The organism is Lysinibacillus sp. NPDC093688 (genome assembly GCF_050280145.1).
Lineage (GTDB): Bacteria > Bacillota > Bacilli > Bacillales_A > Planococcaceae > Lysinibacillus > Lysinibacillus xylanilyticus_B.
This window is the reverse complement of record NZ_JBNNUX010000001.1, coordinates 101675-115806: the sequence shown is the minus strand read 5'-3', so window position 1 is coordinate 115806 and position 14132 is coordinate 101675. Positions and strand designations below refer to the sequence as shown.

The following is a 14132-nucleotide window of genomic DNA, read 5'->3' as shown; positions in this document are numbered from 1 at the left end:
TTTCGTGGTTTCTTTTTAGACTCAAAGAATCCCCCAACACACAACCTCCCCTTCTCATATCGATTAAATTTCCTTCTTCTATTTTTATCGGACGAAATACTTAAATTCAAAGACCTTATTTCATTTTTTTGATTTTCTCGACATAAATCGAGCTCTCCGCGCCACTATCCACTAAACATAGAACCCCTATGAATCAACCTTTATGAGATTCATAGGGGTTCTTGTGTTAGTATTTAAATGCTTGAATGGATTCTTGTAAGTCAATCGCCATTTTTGCCAAATGTGTAGAGGCTGCCGCTACTTCTTCCATCGCTGCATTTTGTTCCTCAGAGGATGCTGCAACACTTTGAACATTGCTACTCGATTTCATGGATACTTCGCTAATGTAGTCGATTTCTTTTACAAGTTTTTCAATATCTTGATGGATCGTTCGAATAGCCGCTGTAACTGATTCGGTTTGAGCTTGTACATCATTAATGGCATCGTCAATTTGTATGAAATTATCTCTTGCCACATTTACTTTTTCACGACCAAGCATTACTGAATCATTATTACTAATCATGTCTTGCTCGATAATTCTTGTATCTTCAGTAATTTGCAAAACAACTTTTTCAATATCTACAGCAGCTAAATTCGATTCATCAGCTAGCTTCCGTACCTCTTCTGCCACTACAGCAAAGCCCTTACCATGCTCACCACTGCGCGCAGCTTCTATAGAGGCGTTGATAGCCAATAGATTTGTTTGAGTAGCAATATTTTTAATAACGTTGACTGCTGATACGATTGCTGCTGTATTTTCATCTAAGGTTTTCACACGTGTACTTAGCTCTACCGTATTATTCGCAATGTCATTCATCTGTTCAATGACATTACGAACTGAGGAACGCCCTAGGCTAGCCATATTTTTGGTATCTACAGTTGCATTGTTAACATAATCAATATTCGTTGATATCTCATCCATTTTTTTAAAAATGTGAGAGGATAAGTTTCGTACATCACCTGTCAATGTATCCTGTTCTTCAATACCATGTGCAATATCTTGGATCGATCCGGAGACAACTTCTGTTGCCTGTGTCACTTCCATGCTACTCGCTGTGAGCTGCTCGGATGTTGCTGCTACCTGTTCAGATGAATTACCAACTTGCTTCATCGTCTGTCGAAGCTTTTCTGCCATCGAATTAAAGGAAGTTGCCAGCTGGGCAAACTCATCTTTTGTTTTAAATTGAAGGTGTGTTTGTAGGTTACCAGTTGAGAATTTGTCCATTTCTACTACTGTTTGTTGAATATTTTTTGCTACTCTTCGACCAAAAACTGTCGCAATAATAATGCTTATAAGTAAAGAGACCATTGCTAGTACAGCAATCTCTGTGCCGCTTCTGTCGCCTTTTTGCTTAGTAGCCTCTATACGCGCCTGCATTTCGTCCTGCTGAGCGGTTGCCATCGTTTTCCCAAACTCAACGAGCTTTAGAGAACCTTTCCCTAAAACCGGTAATGCCAACTGCTGTGCTTGCTGTTTTTCACCACTTTGAAAAAGTGGTACAATTTGTTCATCTAGAGGCTTTTCCCATGCCTCTAACTGCTTTAAAAACTGTTCAAAGTCCGTATTTTTATGTTCGAGTTCTTCAATACGCTGAATAGATTTATGTAAAGTTTCCCGTATTTCAAGATGATTGTTGAGCATGTCTTCTTTACCATATAACATATACCCTCGAATGGCAGCATTTGCACGAACCGTTTGAAAGGAAATATCATTATACAAGTTCATTAATTCCGTATTTTTTTCGATTTCCGCAAGAGTGTGTTTATTATCATTTAAAAAGTACATGGCAATACTAGTAATTAGTAATAGAAATACTAAAACTATACCAAAAGCAAATTGCAGTTTTCGTTCTACCGTTGATTTCATACGACTCCCTCAATTCCACTATTTACATTAATTCTCTTGAGTATAGCCTAATCATATCTTTTATCCTATAAGAAGTGCGTCTTTTCTCATAAATTAACACTAAAATTTTACAAAAATTAAAACACATCTCCAAATGTCTTGACTTCTGTAATTTCTGGCGTTTTAATGGAGCTTTTTTGGCACATCACTGGATTAGAGATGCCATTTTTTATACGTATCATCTCCATAAAGAGGGGTTGATCTCCGTTCCGACTGGGCGCTTTGTTGTTGCTGTCGCTACGCTTTCGCACAGATAAAACATTTGCTGACGCTTCGCTTTTGCACAGAGCAAAGCTTCCTGGGGGCGTCAGGGCAACAGGATGTTGGTCACGAAGGAGTTATCACAGGATGTGATGATTTTATCCTTCGTTCCTCTATTGCTGATCCCCGAGGAGTCGCCCAGCCTCCACTCCAATCAACCAATATATACTGGAATCCAATATTTTTGAAAATGTCCAGATTTTTAGAAAAAGTTAAAAAATAGTTTGGAAGCTTGTACCATTTCATTGGCTTCACTTCTAAATTCAGATACATTATTAACAAGAAATGAAATAAAGGAGAGTAGTAGAAAGTGAGTCAGCCTAATTTATATGTTAGTTTAGTAGTGGGCTCCGAATGTGATATCGAATCGCTTGCATTACGCTCAGTACTTGAGTCATTTGGGGTACGAGTGACTCTTCATTTAATTGGAAGACCAAATGATTTAATTGATGTTTTGTCAGGGGAAGATTTAGACGATCGAATACATTATTTAATTTTAAACTTCCATGGGAATGAAGGCCGTTTTTGCATGCCAAAGCTAGGTGAGGATATTTATGAGTTAAATGAACCAAGGGGCGAATTTTTCGGTCCGCAAGAGATCTTAAATTATTGTAAATTAAATGATGTGAAGGTTATTGCCTCTGGCTGTACTTTAGGTAAAAAGCAGCTAGCTACTGCATTTTTAAAAAGCGGTTGCCACTCCTATTTGGCCCCGGTTGATTACATAGATGGTAATGGGAATTTAATGTTTCTCATAAGATTTATGTATGAAATCATTGCAAATGAGCGAACACAACAGGAAGCCTTTGAAATCGCAAAATCTATTGACGATGAAACTTCGATGTATCAGCTTTATTTTGCATAGAAAACAGCAAAAAATCGTAGCCAATTTTATAGCTACGATTTTTTATTTTTTGAATCTTCCTTTTGTCTGTCCCCGGGATGCGAAGGCAAAATAGCGTTATATAGTTCGAGTGAAGCAGGATGTTTAAATGGATCGTCCTTGTTTATTTCCTCAACTAGTCGACCATTATGTATCACTAGTATTCTATCTGATATAAAGCGTGTTACATTTAAATCATGAGAAATAAAAATATAAGATAACTTCAGTTGCTTTTGTAGTGATTGAAGTAGTTGCAATATATTTTTCTGCAATATCATGTCAAGGCTACTGATAGCCTCATCTAACACAATTAATTTTGGGTTTAAAGCAATTGCTCTAGCAATATTTACGCGTTGCTGTTGGCCTCCACTAAGCTGTGAAGGATATTTATTTGCAATATTGCTTTCTAATTCAACACAGTTGAGTAGCTCCTCTACCTTACGTTGCCTTTCGCTTTTGGAAAAATTCTCAAAATTAAGAAATGGTTCCTCTATTATCTCTGAAATAGTTTGCTTTGGGTTAAAGGAGTTAAAGCTATTTTGAAAAACAGCTTGTAAATCTCTTCGAATCCCCTTTTTTTCTTTAGAGCTAGCTTGATATAAATTCACATTATTAAATCGTACAATCCCACTCGTTGGATTCTCTATGCCCAAAATTATCCGACCTAATGTACTTTTTCCTGATCCACTTTGACCGATTACGCCTAAGCATTCGCCTTCCTGAAGTGAAAATGTAACCTGTTGTAATACTGGTACTTCTCGATTTTTTTGTATAAATGACTGTCTCTGATGATAGTACTTCTCAACATTCGTCACCTCTAATAGAGCCATATTACTACCTCCTCTAAAAAGTGATTCTCGATTGTAAAAGTTTCTTTGTATACCAATGCTGTGGCGCGTCAAAAAAATCAAAGACATTCATCTGCTCGATGAGTTCTCCCTTATACATAACAGCAACTTCATCGGCAAGTTCAGCAATAACGCCAAGATCATGTGTGACGATAATAATCGCTGCATCGGTTTCATTTCGAATTTGATTGAACAATGTTAATATTTTCTTTTGATTGACTGTATCAAGGGCTGTTGTAGGTTCATCGGCAATATATAATTTAGGTTGCATCGCAAAAGAAAGAGCAATCATGACACGTTGTAACATCCCTCCACTTAATTGGAAAGGATAATATTGCAAAAGTTTTTCCGGATTAGGTAAATTTACTTTATTCATAGCAGAGATAGCTATCTGTCTTATTTCTTTTTTATTTAGTACGTAATGCGCTTTTAATGTTTCTCGAAAATGCATTTCTATTGTTTGAATACTATCAAACGCTACCAATGGATTTTGTGTAATCATTGATATGTGTTTTCCCCGGAAATCTCTTAACCTTTCTTTTGTTACAGATGTTAAATCAATATTTTGATATAGAATTTGGCCCGTCGATTTTGCTACAGCTGGAATAGATTGCATAATTGCTTGACATAACATCGACTTACCACTACCACTTTCACCAATAATCCCTAATATACGCCCTTTAGTTACAGTTAAATTGATAGAAGATAGGATTTCCTGTTCTCCTATTTGCACATTTAAATCTTTGACTTGTAATAAGATTGTTCTTTCCATAGTTATCCCTTTCAATGATCCACTTGCTTGTTATGACGAGACATATAATTAAATAATAGGACTACAATGATTATTGCTGCACCTGGATAAAGCATAAGCTCAGGATGTTGTCGAATATACTGTTTTCCTTCACTAATCATCATTCCCCACTCAGGTGTAGGAGCTTGAACACCTAATCCAATAAATGAAAAGCCAGCAATTTCTAAAATGACTTTTCCTAAATCTAATGAAATAATAGTCAGCATCGGCGCCATTATATTTGGCACGAAATGGCGTAGGATTAGCTTAACCCCTGAAGTTCCACTAATTTTTGCAGCCTTTATAAAGTCTTTTGCATGAACGCTTATAAATAAGCCCCTTATAATTCTTGAATAATAAATAGTTTGAGTAAAAATAAGTGCCAATAATAGATTTCTTAAGTTTGGACCCAAAATGCCTAGAAGTCCAAAAGCAAGAACAAGCGTAGGGAAAGCTAATAAAATATCACAGATACGAATAAATAAAAAATCAATTATCCCCCTCATAAAAGCTACTATTGCCCCTATCCATATAGCAAAAAAAGTTGCAACTAATTGAATAAATAAAGCTGACCCCAAAGAATAGCGAATACCTAACAGTATACGTGAAAGTATACATCGCCCTAAATGATCTGTGCCGAGAGGATATTCCCATGACGGTTCTAAAAACTTTTTAGATACATCTACCAAATAAGGATCATTTGGCATGATAAACGGCGCAAAAAGCCCCAATACCCCAATGAATGTGAGTGTAGCAATACTCATCAATTGTTTACCGTTTAAACTTTTGTGTAATTTAATCACTCTACTCTCTCCCCCTCACCATCATTAGCTGGGGATCAAGAATTCGATGTAATATATCTGTACATAAATTAGCAAGGACATAGATGATAGCGATTATTAGAACATAACATTGCACAACTGGATAATCCCTATTAATAATTGATTCTATTAAGTAGCGGCCTAAACCTGGCCAGCTAAATACCTGCTCGACAATAACAGCTCCACCCAATAAATTCCCAAGTGTCATACCAAGCATCGTCGTCAACGGAATAGCTGCATTTTTGAAGACATGTCGACTGAGAATAACAGATTTTTTTAACCCCCGTAAATAGGCATACTGAACATAATATTTTTGTAATTCTTCTATGACACTTGTACGAATTGCTTGAACAAACAATCCAATAGCTGGTAATGCTAAAGATACGGCCGGTAAAATCATATGTAAAATAGTCCCTTTTCCATTTGTCGGGAAAATGCCTAGCTTCAAACTGAATAAGTATAAAAGAAAAAAACCTAACCAAAAAGTTGGGACGGATACACTGATAATAGATAATAAGCCTACTATCTTATCAAAAATGGAATTTTTATAAAGAGCACTTACAATACCTAGAGGAATACTAATACAAATAATACATACAAATGCAGCTAGAGCTAATTCAAAAGTTGCCGGTAGTTTTTCTACTATTTCTTGGGCAACGGGTAATTTACTCACAAATGATGTGCCAAAATCGAAGTGCAACACACCTTTTAGCCATATAAAATATTGAATAGACAAAGGTTGATCAGTGCCCAATTCCGATCGTAGCGCTTGTATTGCTTCTGCTGTCGGGGTAACTCCTGACAGTCTAAGTATGACCTCCGCTGGCTCTACTGGAACAAAACGAATAAATAAAAAGGTCATTATGGAGACCCCTAGTAAAACAAATGGTAATGTAATCACTCGTTTTAGACAAAAAAGCCAAGTTGATTCGTACATTTCTTTTATCACTTCCCTAGTCTTCATAGTGCAAAAAGAGAGGAGTCATAGTAGACCCACTCTCTTTTTATTCTCTTACTTTAAATCCATTTGAGCATAAGGGATATCGTATTCAGATGCACGGGGATTAAAATCTTTCATATATTTATGGTAAATAACGTTATTCGTTTCATATGAAATTGGATAGAATAATGCTTGGTCATGGAACATTGTTAAAATATCTTTATACAATTGCACACGTTCAGCTTCATCTGTACCAATTAATAATTGATGTATTTTGCCATCAATTTGCGCTGCGTTATCTAGGCCTAATTTCGCTTCATAAACGCCATTTGCATTCGGTGTTGCTGATTCGTTTGCAAAGCTGTGTGGGTCTGTTGGCGGGCCATTTGTGCGCCAAAAATTAATATCTACTTGATTATCCATTAATTTTTGGAGCCCTACCATTACATCAGCGCCTTCAAGGTTTAATTGAACGCCTATTTTTGCTAATTCCCCTTGCATTATTTCTGCCATTGGTTTTTGGATAGCATCTGTTGCAATATAGATTAAATCTAATTTAAGAGGTTGCCCATTTTTGGAACGGATTTTATCACCATTTTTTAATGCCCAACCTGCTTCATCTAATAATTGCTCGGCTTTTTCTGCATTAAAAAGTATTGGTTTTAACTCAATATTGGCATATGGAATAGCATCCCAAAACAGTGTATTGGCAACTTTTTCTGTACCATGGGTAATACTTTCAACCATTTGTTTTTTGTTAACTGCGTATTGAATAGCCTGACGTACTTTTAATTCTGCTAAAGGACCAGATTGTGTATTAAAAAGTAAAGCACGTGTAGATAAAGGTTCAGATACAGCCGTTTTGTATTGACCGCTGTCTTTTAAGAAAGTGTAGTTATCTAAGCTAATAATGCCTCGACCATAAATTAAGTCTAATTCTTCATTTTCGAATGCCAGTGAAATAGATTCTGAATCTGGAATAATTTTCACTTTTACTTTGTCTACCAGTGGCTTTTCACCCCAATAATGTTCGTTGCGGCTAAAAAGTGCATATTGATCTTTTTTGTATTCGGTTAATACCCATGGACCAGTTCCAATCGGAGCTTTAATACCTTTATTAGTTGTATCTCCCTCAGGGAATCCATTATCCCCTAAAAAGCGAAATGGTCGAACAAAAGCCAATTCATTTAATACGGGGTAATAAGGTGCATCTAACTGTAAACGAATTGTATAGTCGTCTTCTTTCACAACTTCTACAATATGATTCACCATCCCCATCCAGGAGTGTGTATCACGATCTGCTAAAACTGCATTAAAATTACGAATAACATTATCTGCATTAAAGGCTGTCCCATCAGAGTATTTTACATCTTGTCTAAGATGAAATATGTAAGCTGTTTTATCGTCAGAAATTTCCCAGCTCTCCGCTAATTTAGGCGATATTGTCCCATCATCGTTATATTCTACCAATGATTCATATACCATTGCTTGCGCAGTCATTTGGTTTGGTAAATAGGTATGAGGATTTAAAGGCCCTATATCTAGCGGCCAGCCAACTGTTATCATTTTTCCTTCGTTATTATTTTTGTTAGAAGTTTTACTTCCATTACCTTCACTCGAGCTTGAACAGCCTGCTAAAATCGTTAACATCAGTATTAGAATGAAAGGTAATAATTTTTTAAAAAATATCATTATGATTGCTCCTGTCTATTCTTGGGTGTTAGAAAATTGAAATATATATGTTTCTCCACCAAACTTCTAACTTGAAACTTAAAGTATCGCTTTATTTGCACCTCACTTTGATATAAATTACTAAGATTAGAAAAAATGCATAAAAAAAATCCTTATTCCACGTGAATAAGGATAGAAAAACTCATTTTTAAAAGCCTTCCATCCATCTCCCTATCTTTCGTAGATCTACAATGAATCTTACTACAAGCAGGCATTCTGGCTTATGAATCTTCATTTTGCTTCACCTTCCCAAGTACTTACTCAGTGGTATTTGAAACAAAACTCCTCATTTACAGCTGCGGGACAGCATGGGATTTACACCCATTTTCCTTTAAATTAAGTGAAAAAATTTTTTCACTCAAACTTGTAATGAACCATATTAAATTAGTATTAAACATAACACGCTTCAAAGATACACGTCAATTTTATTTTCTGAATATAATAAAGTTTTGAGATTTCTAAAGAAAAAAAAGCCACCACACACTAGTGAGATGGCTACACTTCTATTGTTGATGTTTTTTTAACATTGATTCTGTAAAAATCTGAGATTGTCCCTTTGGAATACTTAGTGTTTGCCACTGTGAACCTTTTACTTGCTTAGCGATGTATACGATTTGACCGACATGTTGTGAATAATGAGCCATTTGTCTTTCAATCGCATCTATCACGGAATGCTGTTCTCCCCTTATCGTTACAAACCCTTGTAAATCAGCTTCCGTTAATTTTTGTAATGCATCTAAAAATACTTGCCAGCCCTTTTCCCATACTGCCATAACCTCTTCTTTTGTCTGAAGGCTATCCGTAAATTCATCATCACGATTTCTCGTTGCCTTCTCACCATCTGTCGTTAAAAAATCGGTCCAGCGTGAAATCATATTCCCACTAACATGCTTCACAATCACTGCGATACTGTTTGAATCTTCATTATACGCCCAGTGCAATTGGTCCTCTTCCAGTTGGTCGAGTGTTTTATCGCCTAGCTCTTTGACATTTTTAAATCTTTTTTGGACAACATTTAAATACGTTTGCGCTATCGTCATTGTTGAACCCCCCATCCCCTTTTCTACTATTTTAATATAAACAGAATACGAAGTGCCATTTAGTAGTACGCGATTCGAAATAAATGATCTGTATGTAGCTCCATTAGTTGCTCTAAATATTCTGTATCAGACAAAATCTTTCCCTCCTTCTACACTATAAACGAGGCTACAATTATAAAAGATTATATTTCAACAAAAAAAACCGTCTCTTCATTAATCGAGACGGTTTCCTTCTATCCATTATAAATTTTCATCAATATATGTTTCTATATCTGACGCAATCGTGTCAATAGGGACATCCTCTGGATTCTCTGCATATCCTGAATACATTTTTACAATTACACCATTTTTATCGACTAAGAAAAATTGATTTCCATGGACGACTTGGTCGCTGTTAGGATCATTTCTGACGATTATTTTTGTTGATTTTACAGCGAACTGCTCGATATATTTTTGTGAATAACCAGTAAGTAGATTCCATTTTGATTTATCTGGAACATTATATTTTTTCAAATAATCAGCTAATACTTCTGGTTTATCAACGTCAGGATCAACTGAAAACGCAACAATATTATAATCTTCCACACCTTTTTTCTTCAGCTTCTCTTGAACTTGCGTCATATTAAAAGACATTGGTGGACAAATTGAAGTACAATTCGTGAAAATATACATACCAATCCATGGTTTTCCTTTTAAACTCTCTAAAGAAACTTTGTCTCCACGTTGATTGACATGTTCAAAATCTGGTAATTCCAAGCTATAATCTGCTTTAAATTTTGAATTTCCACACGCACTAAGCACAGCTGCAAATGCAAAAAGTAGAACAAGTCCAATTATTTTATTTCTCATCTTTAACACGCTCCCTACTTACACTATCCCCATCCTATCGTACGATGTAAATATTGACAAGGACACTCAAGTGACAGCTTTCGTACATCTTTGTGAAATCGATTTCACTTTAAGGAAACAAGTGCATCATGAATTGCATCTAATTTCACTTCTACTCGGTGCAGTAAATAAAACGACACTAAGATAGGAAAACCGATATCCGATATCATGTTTAACCATTGTTCCATGTTGGTCCCTCCTCCGCTGCTAGATGAATAAGTCTAATATTGCTGAAAATGGTCCTTGCAGTACTCTGCAAAGACCATTTCTTGGTTATTCGACCTCTAAATCAAATTCTGTTACTTGACGATCAACGATGCGAGCCCCACTCATCCCAACCAGAGCGCCAGCTTGTCCATCAAAAACGTTTTTAGCGATGATCGTTTGCATGACCTTTTGAATTTCTTCCGCTGTTACCTTTGGCTTCGGTGCATCTATCGTAAATGATGCTGTTTTCCCTGCTGCTGTTTCAAATTGCAGCTCTAAAACTTGTGTCATACCTTTCCCCCCCTTAGGATAAATCTGTCGTTTCTTGTTTTACAATGCTGTCTAGTGCGTGTGAAGATAGACTTGCAATGGCATTTGCTACAGCTACTAAATCCTCTGCCGTATGCGAGCTGTTCAAATTGCGGTACGTTTTTGTTGTGAACAGGGGCTCGTTTTGAGCATTCTGTCCAGCGACATACTTTAAGCGCACTGTAGCACCTACGAAATTGACTTTTGCCATGGAGGTCACCTCCTTTCTTACACAATATATACAGACTTATTGCTAAAAAAGGGACATTTAGGATGAATTATTTTATGTAAGCTTTTATAATAGAGTGAGAGAAGGCAAAGAGGTGAACGATTTGTTAAATGGTTGGTTTTTATGGTTTATCCTATTTTGGGTAGTTGTACTCATTTCATTAATGGCGATTGGCGGATTTTTCATGTTCCGCAAATTTTTAAAGGCATTACCGAAACAGGACGGTAAATCTGATTTAGATTGGCAAGAGTATTATTTAGATAGAACCATTCATTTATGGGGACAACCTGAAAAAGAGCTTTTATATGAACTTGTAAGCCCTGTACCTGAGCTATTTAGACAAGTAGCAAAGGAAAAAATTGCAGGAAAAATTGGGGAGCTTGCTTTAGAAGAAAAGGCATCTGCCATTAACCATGATTTGATTATTCGTGGTTATATTCAAGCAACGCCTAAGCGCGACCATAAATTTTTACGTAAGAAATTAGATGAAATGCAAATTGACATCGCTCCATATGAACATCTATTTGATTGATGGTACGCTGCACAGAATCGTTGTGCAGCGTTTGTTTTTTACTTCTTTAAATAAGGGACTCTATCCGTCGTTTTCGGCTTTCAATCCTTCACTTTAGCTCTTTCATCCGTCGCTTAGACGACTCTTTCCGTCGCTCTGTTTTCTATCCGTCACTTTGGCTCTTCCATCCGTCGCTTGGACGACTCTTTCCGTCACTTCGGCAATCCTATCCTTCGCTCTGTTTTCTATCCGTTGCTTGGACTCTTCCATCCGTCGCTCTGACTTCTATCCATCACTTTGGTAGCTCTATCCTTCGCTTTGCCGATTCTATCCTTCACTTTGAAAAACCTCCACGTCGCTCGAACCACTCTATCCATCAGCCAAAATGCATAAAAAAACTACACTAGATAAAAATCTCTAGTGTAGTTTTTCCATTACATATTCTTCAGTGGAATTGTTTTTTTGATTTTTATAAATTGAATAAGCATTGCGATTCGCCAAGGGAGTAACATCGCGAACGCTAGAATCCAAAACATTCCTGCTAATTCACCAACGTCAATGGAGCTACTTAATATCACTTTTGCAATTACACGGAACACTAACAGTCCGATTAATATAAAAACGAATGCTTTTGAACGTTTTAAATAAATATCTTGACCTTTTACTTCAAATTTAGAAGTGGCAATTAAGATAGTTGAGAACACCATGCCGACTGCTGCCGCTTCCAGAATTTGCATGGGTGGCACTCGAAATTGTTCGAATAAAAACATTAACGCACCTGAAGACATCGCAATAGGTGGAATGATAATTTTCTTCTCATTTGTCGGCTTCTTAGACGCTCGCATACGTATAACCATGACAAAGGTACCCATAAAAATGGCCATTATGGTAGAACCTATTACATAATATTGAGAAGGGATATCGCTAAACATAAAATTTCCTCCTCTAATGTCATTAACAATTTTGTCCAAGCAATTGATCAACTACAGCTTTTAATCTTTCTGGCTCGAAAGGCTTTGTCATAAAATCCTTTGCACCACTTTCAATTGCTTCTACTATTAACTTTTGTTGCCCTAAAGCTGTAATCATAATTATTTTTGCATCTGGAAATTCAGGGATGATTTCTTTCACTGCTGCAATACCTGTCATAACGGGCATTGTTACATCCATCGTTACAAGATCTGGTTGTAACTCACGATACATAGCCACAGCTTCCTTACCATTTACTGCCTTACCAACTACCTCATAACCCCATTCAGTAAACATATTACTTATTGCAACACGCATAAAGAGCGTATCATCCACTACTAAAACTGTAGGCACATGTTCATCTCCCTTCACGTTAAGGTATGGTATGCCACTTTAGTGTAGCAGATTAGAAGCCTGTAAATCCACCGAAAATAGGCTCTAAAATGCGTGTTATATACGTTAATCCATCAAAGAATAACAATACACCAACGGCAATCATAATATAACCGCCGATTTTCACAATTTTTTGGCTGTGTGTTCGAATCCAAGTCATACGTGCTATAAAGAAAGATAACACGAAGAACGGAATCGCAAAGCCTAAGTAATAAGCTAACATATAGCTAAAACCTGAACTTGGATTTGCACTAGCTAATGCAATAATCGATGCTAAAATTGGGCCAGTACACGGCGTCCAACCTGCCGCAAAGGCTATTCCGATAAATACTGATCCCAAATAACCAGATGGGCGGTTTTTAAATTGGAATTTTCGATCCTTCATTAAAAAGTCAATTTGTAGTAATCCCACAATCATTAAACCAAAAACTACGATTAAGATGGCACCAACCTGACGTAATAATGTTTGATAATTAAGGAAGAACTCCGCCGCAAACGATGTCCCTAGTCCAATCATAATAAAGATAATTGAAAATCCTAGTAAAAAGAAGAGGGTGTGCAAAACAGCACGTTTTTGCATCATACCTCGTTCCGCTTTTAGCTCATCTAATGTCATCCCCGTTATGTATGATAAAAATGCGGGATATAACGGTAGAGTACATGGTGAAATAAAGCTTAAAAAACCTGCACCTAAAGCTAAAAATAAGTTAATATCAGTTTCCATATTTTCTCACTCGCTCCTTACAGTTACTGCCTCCATCGTACCAAAAAACACTGTAAATTGCGCCCTTCTTGTTTGTGAACGTTTCATGGCAAAAAGATGATGAAAAAATGAAGTTCTATCATACTAGTATACAAATTTAATGTTCAAACTTTATTACATCAACGTGTAGTTGTTCATGTACTTTTGCATTATGCGCTCCCCTTATATTATCTGTCAACAAAATTCATCATTATTCTGCATTCCAAGTTATGTAATTCTACACATATCCAAAAGACACTAGCGCAGAGCTTTAATGCAGGTGCACAGCTTTTTTGTAGAGTATTTTTGAATATTGACATGAAGTACCTATTTGAGCAAATTGCCTCCTGTATCAACTTTATAACAGGACCAAATAATCCGGCGGATATCGAAATGATTCTTATTGTTGGTGTACATGGACTAATGAAAGTTACTTATATTGAGATTGAGGATCAGTAAGACCATTTCGCCTTGGCGTACTTACACCTGAGGGCTTTATCTTCATTTAGCAGATAAAACTTGTTAAATGAAGATAAACCAGGCATACTTCACATTATGAAGAAATGCCTGGTTTTATTATCTAATGATATAAACTGATAATCTTGCTGATGAGTGGTCCGCCTTT

At 36.4% G+C, this 14132-nt stretch carries 16 protein-coding genes, 1 pseudogene and 1 riboswitch; of the genes and pseudogenes, 3 read left to right on the top strand and 14 right to left on the bottom strand.

Annotated elements, in window-relative coordinates; all coding sequences use genetic code 11:
- Positions 1-226: 226 nt before the first annotated feature.
- Entirely contained in the window at positions 227-1906 is a 1680-nt protein-coding gene (locus tag ACQKN2_RS00555) for a methyl-accepting chemotaxis protein (RefSeq protein ID WP_427413180.1), read from the bottom strand.
- 610 nt (positions 1907-2516) lie between these two features.
- On the opposite strand from ACQKN2_RS00555, the gene ACQKN2_RS00550 reads away from it, so the two are divergent.
- The gene (locus ACQKN2_RS00550) at positions 2517-3071 is read left to right on the top strand and encodes a delta-aminolevulinic acid dehydratase (RefSeq protein WP_427413179.1); all 555 of its coding nucleotides are present in this window, start codon (positions 2517-2519) and stop codon (positions 3069-3071) included.
- A gap of 32 nt (positions 3072-3103) precedes the next feature.
- Here the strand turns inward: ACQKN2_RS00550 and ACQKN2_RS00545 are convergent, their stop codons facing one another.
- From ACQKN2_RS00545 to ACQKN2_RS00500, 10 genes are all read right to left on the bottom strand, one after another.
- Positions 3104-3919 carry an ABC transporter ATP-binding protein gene (locus tag ACQKN2_RS00545; protein ID WP_427413178.1) on the bottom strand — a complete coding sequence of 272 codons (816 nt, stop codon included), beginning with the start codon at positions 3917-3919 and terminating at the stop codon, positions 3104-3106.
- Between the two features lie 13 nt (positions 3920-3932).
- On the bottom strand, positions 3933-4709 hold the full coding sequence (locus ACQKN2_RS00540) for an ABC transporter ATP-binding protein (RefSeq protein WP_427413177.1): 777 nt from the start codon (positions 4707-4709) through the stop codon (positions 3933-3935).
- 11 nt (positions 4710-4720) lie between these two features.
- The gene (locus ACQKN2_RS00535; RefSeq protein ID WP_427413176.1) at positions 4721-5530 is read right to left on the bottom strand and encodes an ABC transporter permease subunit; all 810 of its coding nucleotides are present in this window, start codon (positions 5528-5530) and stop codon (positions 4721-4723) included.
- A 1-nt stretch (position 5531) separates the two neighbouring features.
- A complete protein-coding gene (gene nikB / locus ACQKN2_RS00530; RefSeq protein WP_427413175.1) occupies positions 5532-6485 on the bottom strand; it encodes a nickel ABC transporter permease in 954 nt (317 codons plus the stop codon).
- 75 nt (positions 6486-6560) lie between these two features.
- Positions 6561-8180 (bottom strand): nickel ABC transporter substrate-binding protein, encoded by a 1620-nt coding sequence (gene nikA / locus ACQKN2_RS00525; RefSeq protein ID WP_427413174.1) that lies wholly within the window; start codon positions 8178-8180, stop codon positions 6561-6563.
- Positions 8181-8408: 228 nt separating this feature from the next.
- Positions 8409-8602, bottom strand: a riboswitch (cobalamin riboswitch).
- 120 nt (positions 8603-8722) lie between these two features.
- A complete protein-coding gene (locus ACQKN2_RS00520; RefSeq protein WP_427413173.1) occupies positions 8723-9259 on the bottom strand; it encodes a DUF1572 family protein in 537 nt (178 codons plus the stop codon).
- A 240-nt stretch (positions 9260-9499) separates the two neighbouring features.
- On the bottom strand, positions 9500-10108 hold the full coding sequence (locus ACQKN2_RS00515; protein WP_427413172.1) for an SCO family protein: 609 nt from the start codon (positions 10106-10108) through the stop codon (positions 9500-9502).
- A 104-nt stretch (positions 10109-10212) separates the two neighbouring features.
- Positions 10213-10335, bottom strand: a complete 123-nt coding sequence (locus ACQKN2_RS00510; protein ID WP_082337366.1) for a YvrJ family protein — start codon at positions 10333-10335, stop codon at positions 10213-10215.
- A gap of 85 nt (positions 10336-10420) precedes the next feature.
- Positions 10421-10645 (bottom strand): DUF2922 domain-containing protein, encoded by a 225-nt coding sequence (locus tag ACQKN2_RS00505; protein WP_427413171.1) that lies wholly within the window; start codon positions 10643-10645, stop codon positions 10421-10423.
- A gap of 13 nt (positions 10646-10658) precedes the next feature.
- Positions 10659-10874 (bottom strand): DUF1659 domain-containing protein, encoded by a 216-nt coding sequence (locus tag ACQKN2_RS00500; RefSeq protein ID WP_427413170.1) that lies wholly within the window; start codon positions 10872-10874, stop codon positions 10659-10661.
- A gap of 121 nt (positions 10875-10995) precedes the next feature.
- On the opposite strand from ACQKN2_RS00500, the gene ACQKN2_RS00495 reads away from it, so the two are divergent.
- Positions 10996-11424, top strand: coding sequence for a DUF2621 domain-containing protein (locus ACQKN2_RS00495; RefSeq protein ID WP_427413491.1), 429 nt, complete (start codon positions 10996-10998; stop codon positions 11422-11424).
- A gap of 413 nt (positions 11425-11837) precedes the next feature.
- Here the strand turns inward: ACQKN2_RS00495 and ACQKN2_RS00490 are convergent, their stop codons facing one another.
- Genes ACQKN2_RS00490 through ACQKN2_RS00480 form a run of 3 tightly spaced genes read right to left on the bottom strand, consistent with a single transcriptional unit; the run spans position 11838 to position 13489 of the window.
- Positions 11838-12335, bottom strand: a complete 498-nt coding sequence (locus ACQKN2_RS00490; RefSeq protein ID WP_323646450.1) for a cytochrome c biogenesis protein CcdC — start codon at positions 12333-12335, stop codon at positions 11838-11840.
- Positions 12336-12357: 22 nt separating this feature from the next.
- Complete coding sequence (locus ACQKN2_RS00485) at positions 12358-12744, bottom strand: response regulator (RefSeq protein WP_427413169.1); 387 nt, start codon at positions 12742-12744, stop codon at positions 12358-12360.
- 34 nt (positions 12745-12778) lie between these two features.
- Positions 12779-13489: a cytochrome c biogenesis CcdA family protein gene (locus ACQKN2_RS00480; protein WP_323646452.1), complete on the bottom strand. Its 711-nt coding sequence runs from the start codon at positions 13487-13489 to the stop codon at positions 12779-12781.
- Positions 13490-13840: 351 nt separating this feature from the next.
- Between ACQKN2_RS00480 and ACQKN2_RS00475 the strand changes: the two are divergent.
- Positions 13841-13966 (top strand): annotated as a pseudogene (locus ACQKN2_RS00475) (LUD domain-containing protein); the annotation flags it as partial.
- Positions 13967-14132 lie beyond the last annotated feature (166 nt).

Excerpts from the sequence above, each read along its gene's own strand:
- ACQKN2_RS00555 (WP_427413180.1), bottom strand. The coding sequence starts at position 1,906 with ATGAAATCAACGGTAGAACGAAAACTGCAATTTGCTTTTGGTATAGTT.
- ACQKN2_RS00515 (WP_427413172.1), bottom strand. The coding sequence starts at position 10,108 with ATGAGAAATAAAATAATTGGACTTGTTCTACTTTTTGCATTTGCAGCT.
- ACQKN2_RS00480 (WP_323646452.1), bottom strand. The coding sequence starts at position 13,489 with ATGGAAACTGATATTAACTTATTTTTAGCTTTAGGTGCAGGTTTTTTA.
- ACQKN2_RS00520 (WP_427413173.1), bottom strand. The coding sequence starts at position 9,259 with ATGACGATAGCGCAAACGTATTTAAATGTTGTCCAAAAAAGATTTAAA.
- ACQKN2_RS00545 (WP_427413178.1), bottom strand. The coding sequence starts at position 3,919 with ATGGCTCTATTAGAGGTGACGAATGTTGAGAAGTACTATCATCAGAGA.
- ACQKN2_RS00490 (WP_323646450.1), bottom strand. The coding sequence starts at position 12,335 with ATGTTTAGCGATATCCCTTCTCAATATTATGTAATAGGTTCTACCATA.
- nikA (WP_427413174.1), bottom strand. The coding sequence starts at position 8,180 with ATGATATTTTTTAAAAAATTATTACCTTTCATTCTAATACTGATGTTA.
- ACQKN2_RS00540 (WP_427413177.1), bottom strand. The coding sequence starts at position 4,709 with ATGGAAAGAACAATCTTATTACAAGTCAAAGATTTAAATGTGCAAATA.
- nikB (WP_427413175.1), bottom strand. The coding sequence starts at position 6,485 with ATGTACGAATCAACTTGGCTTTTTTGTCTAAAACGAGTGATTACATTA.
- ACQKN2_RS00510 (WP_082337366.1), bottom strand. The coding sequence starts at position 10,335 with ATGGAACAATGGTTAAACATGATATCGGATATCGGTTTTCCTATCTTA.
- ACQKN2_RS00505 (WP_427413171.1), bottom strand. The coding sequence starts at position 10,645 with ATGACACAAGTTTTAGAGCTGCAATTTGAAACAGCAGCAGGGAAAACA.
- ACQKN2_RS00500 (WP_427413170.1), bottom strand. The coding sequence starts at position 10,874 with ATGGCAAAAGTCAATTTCGTAGGTGCTACAGTGCGCTTAAAGTATGTC.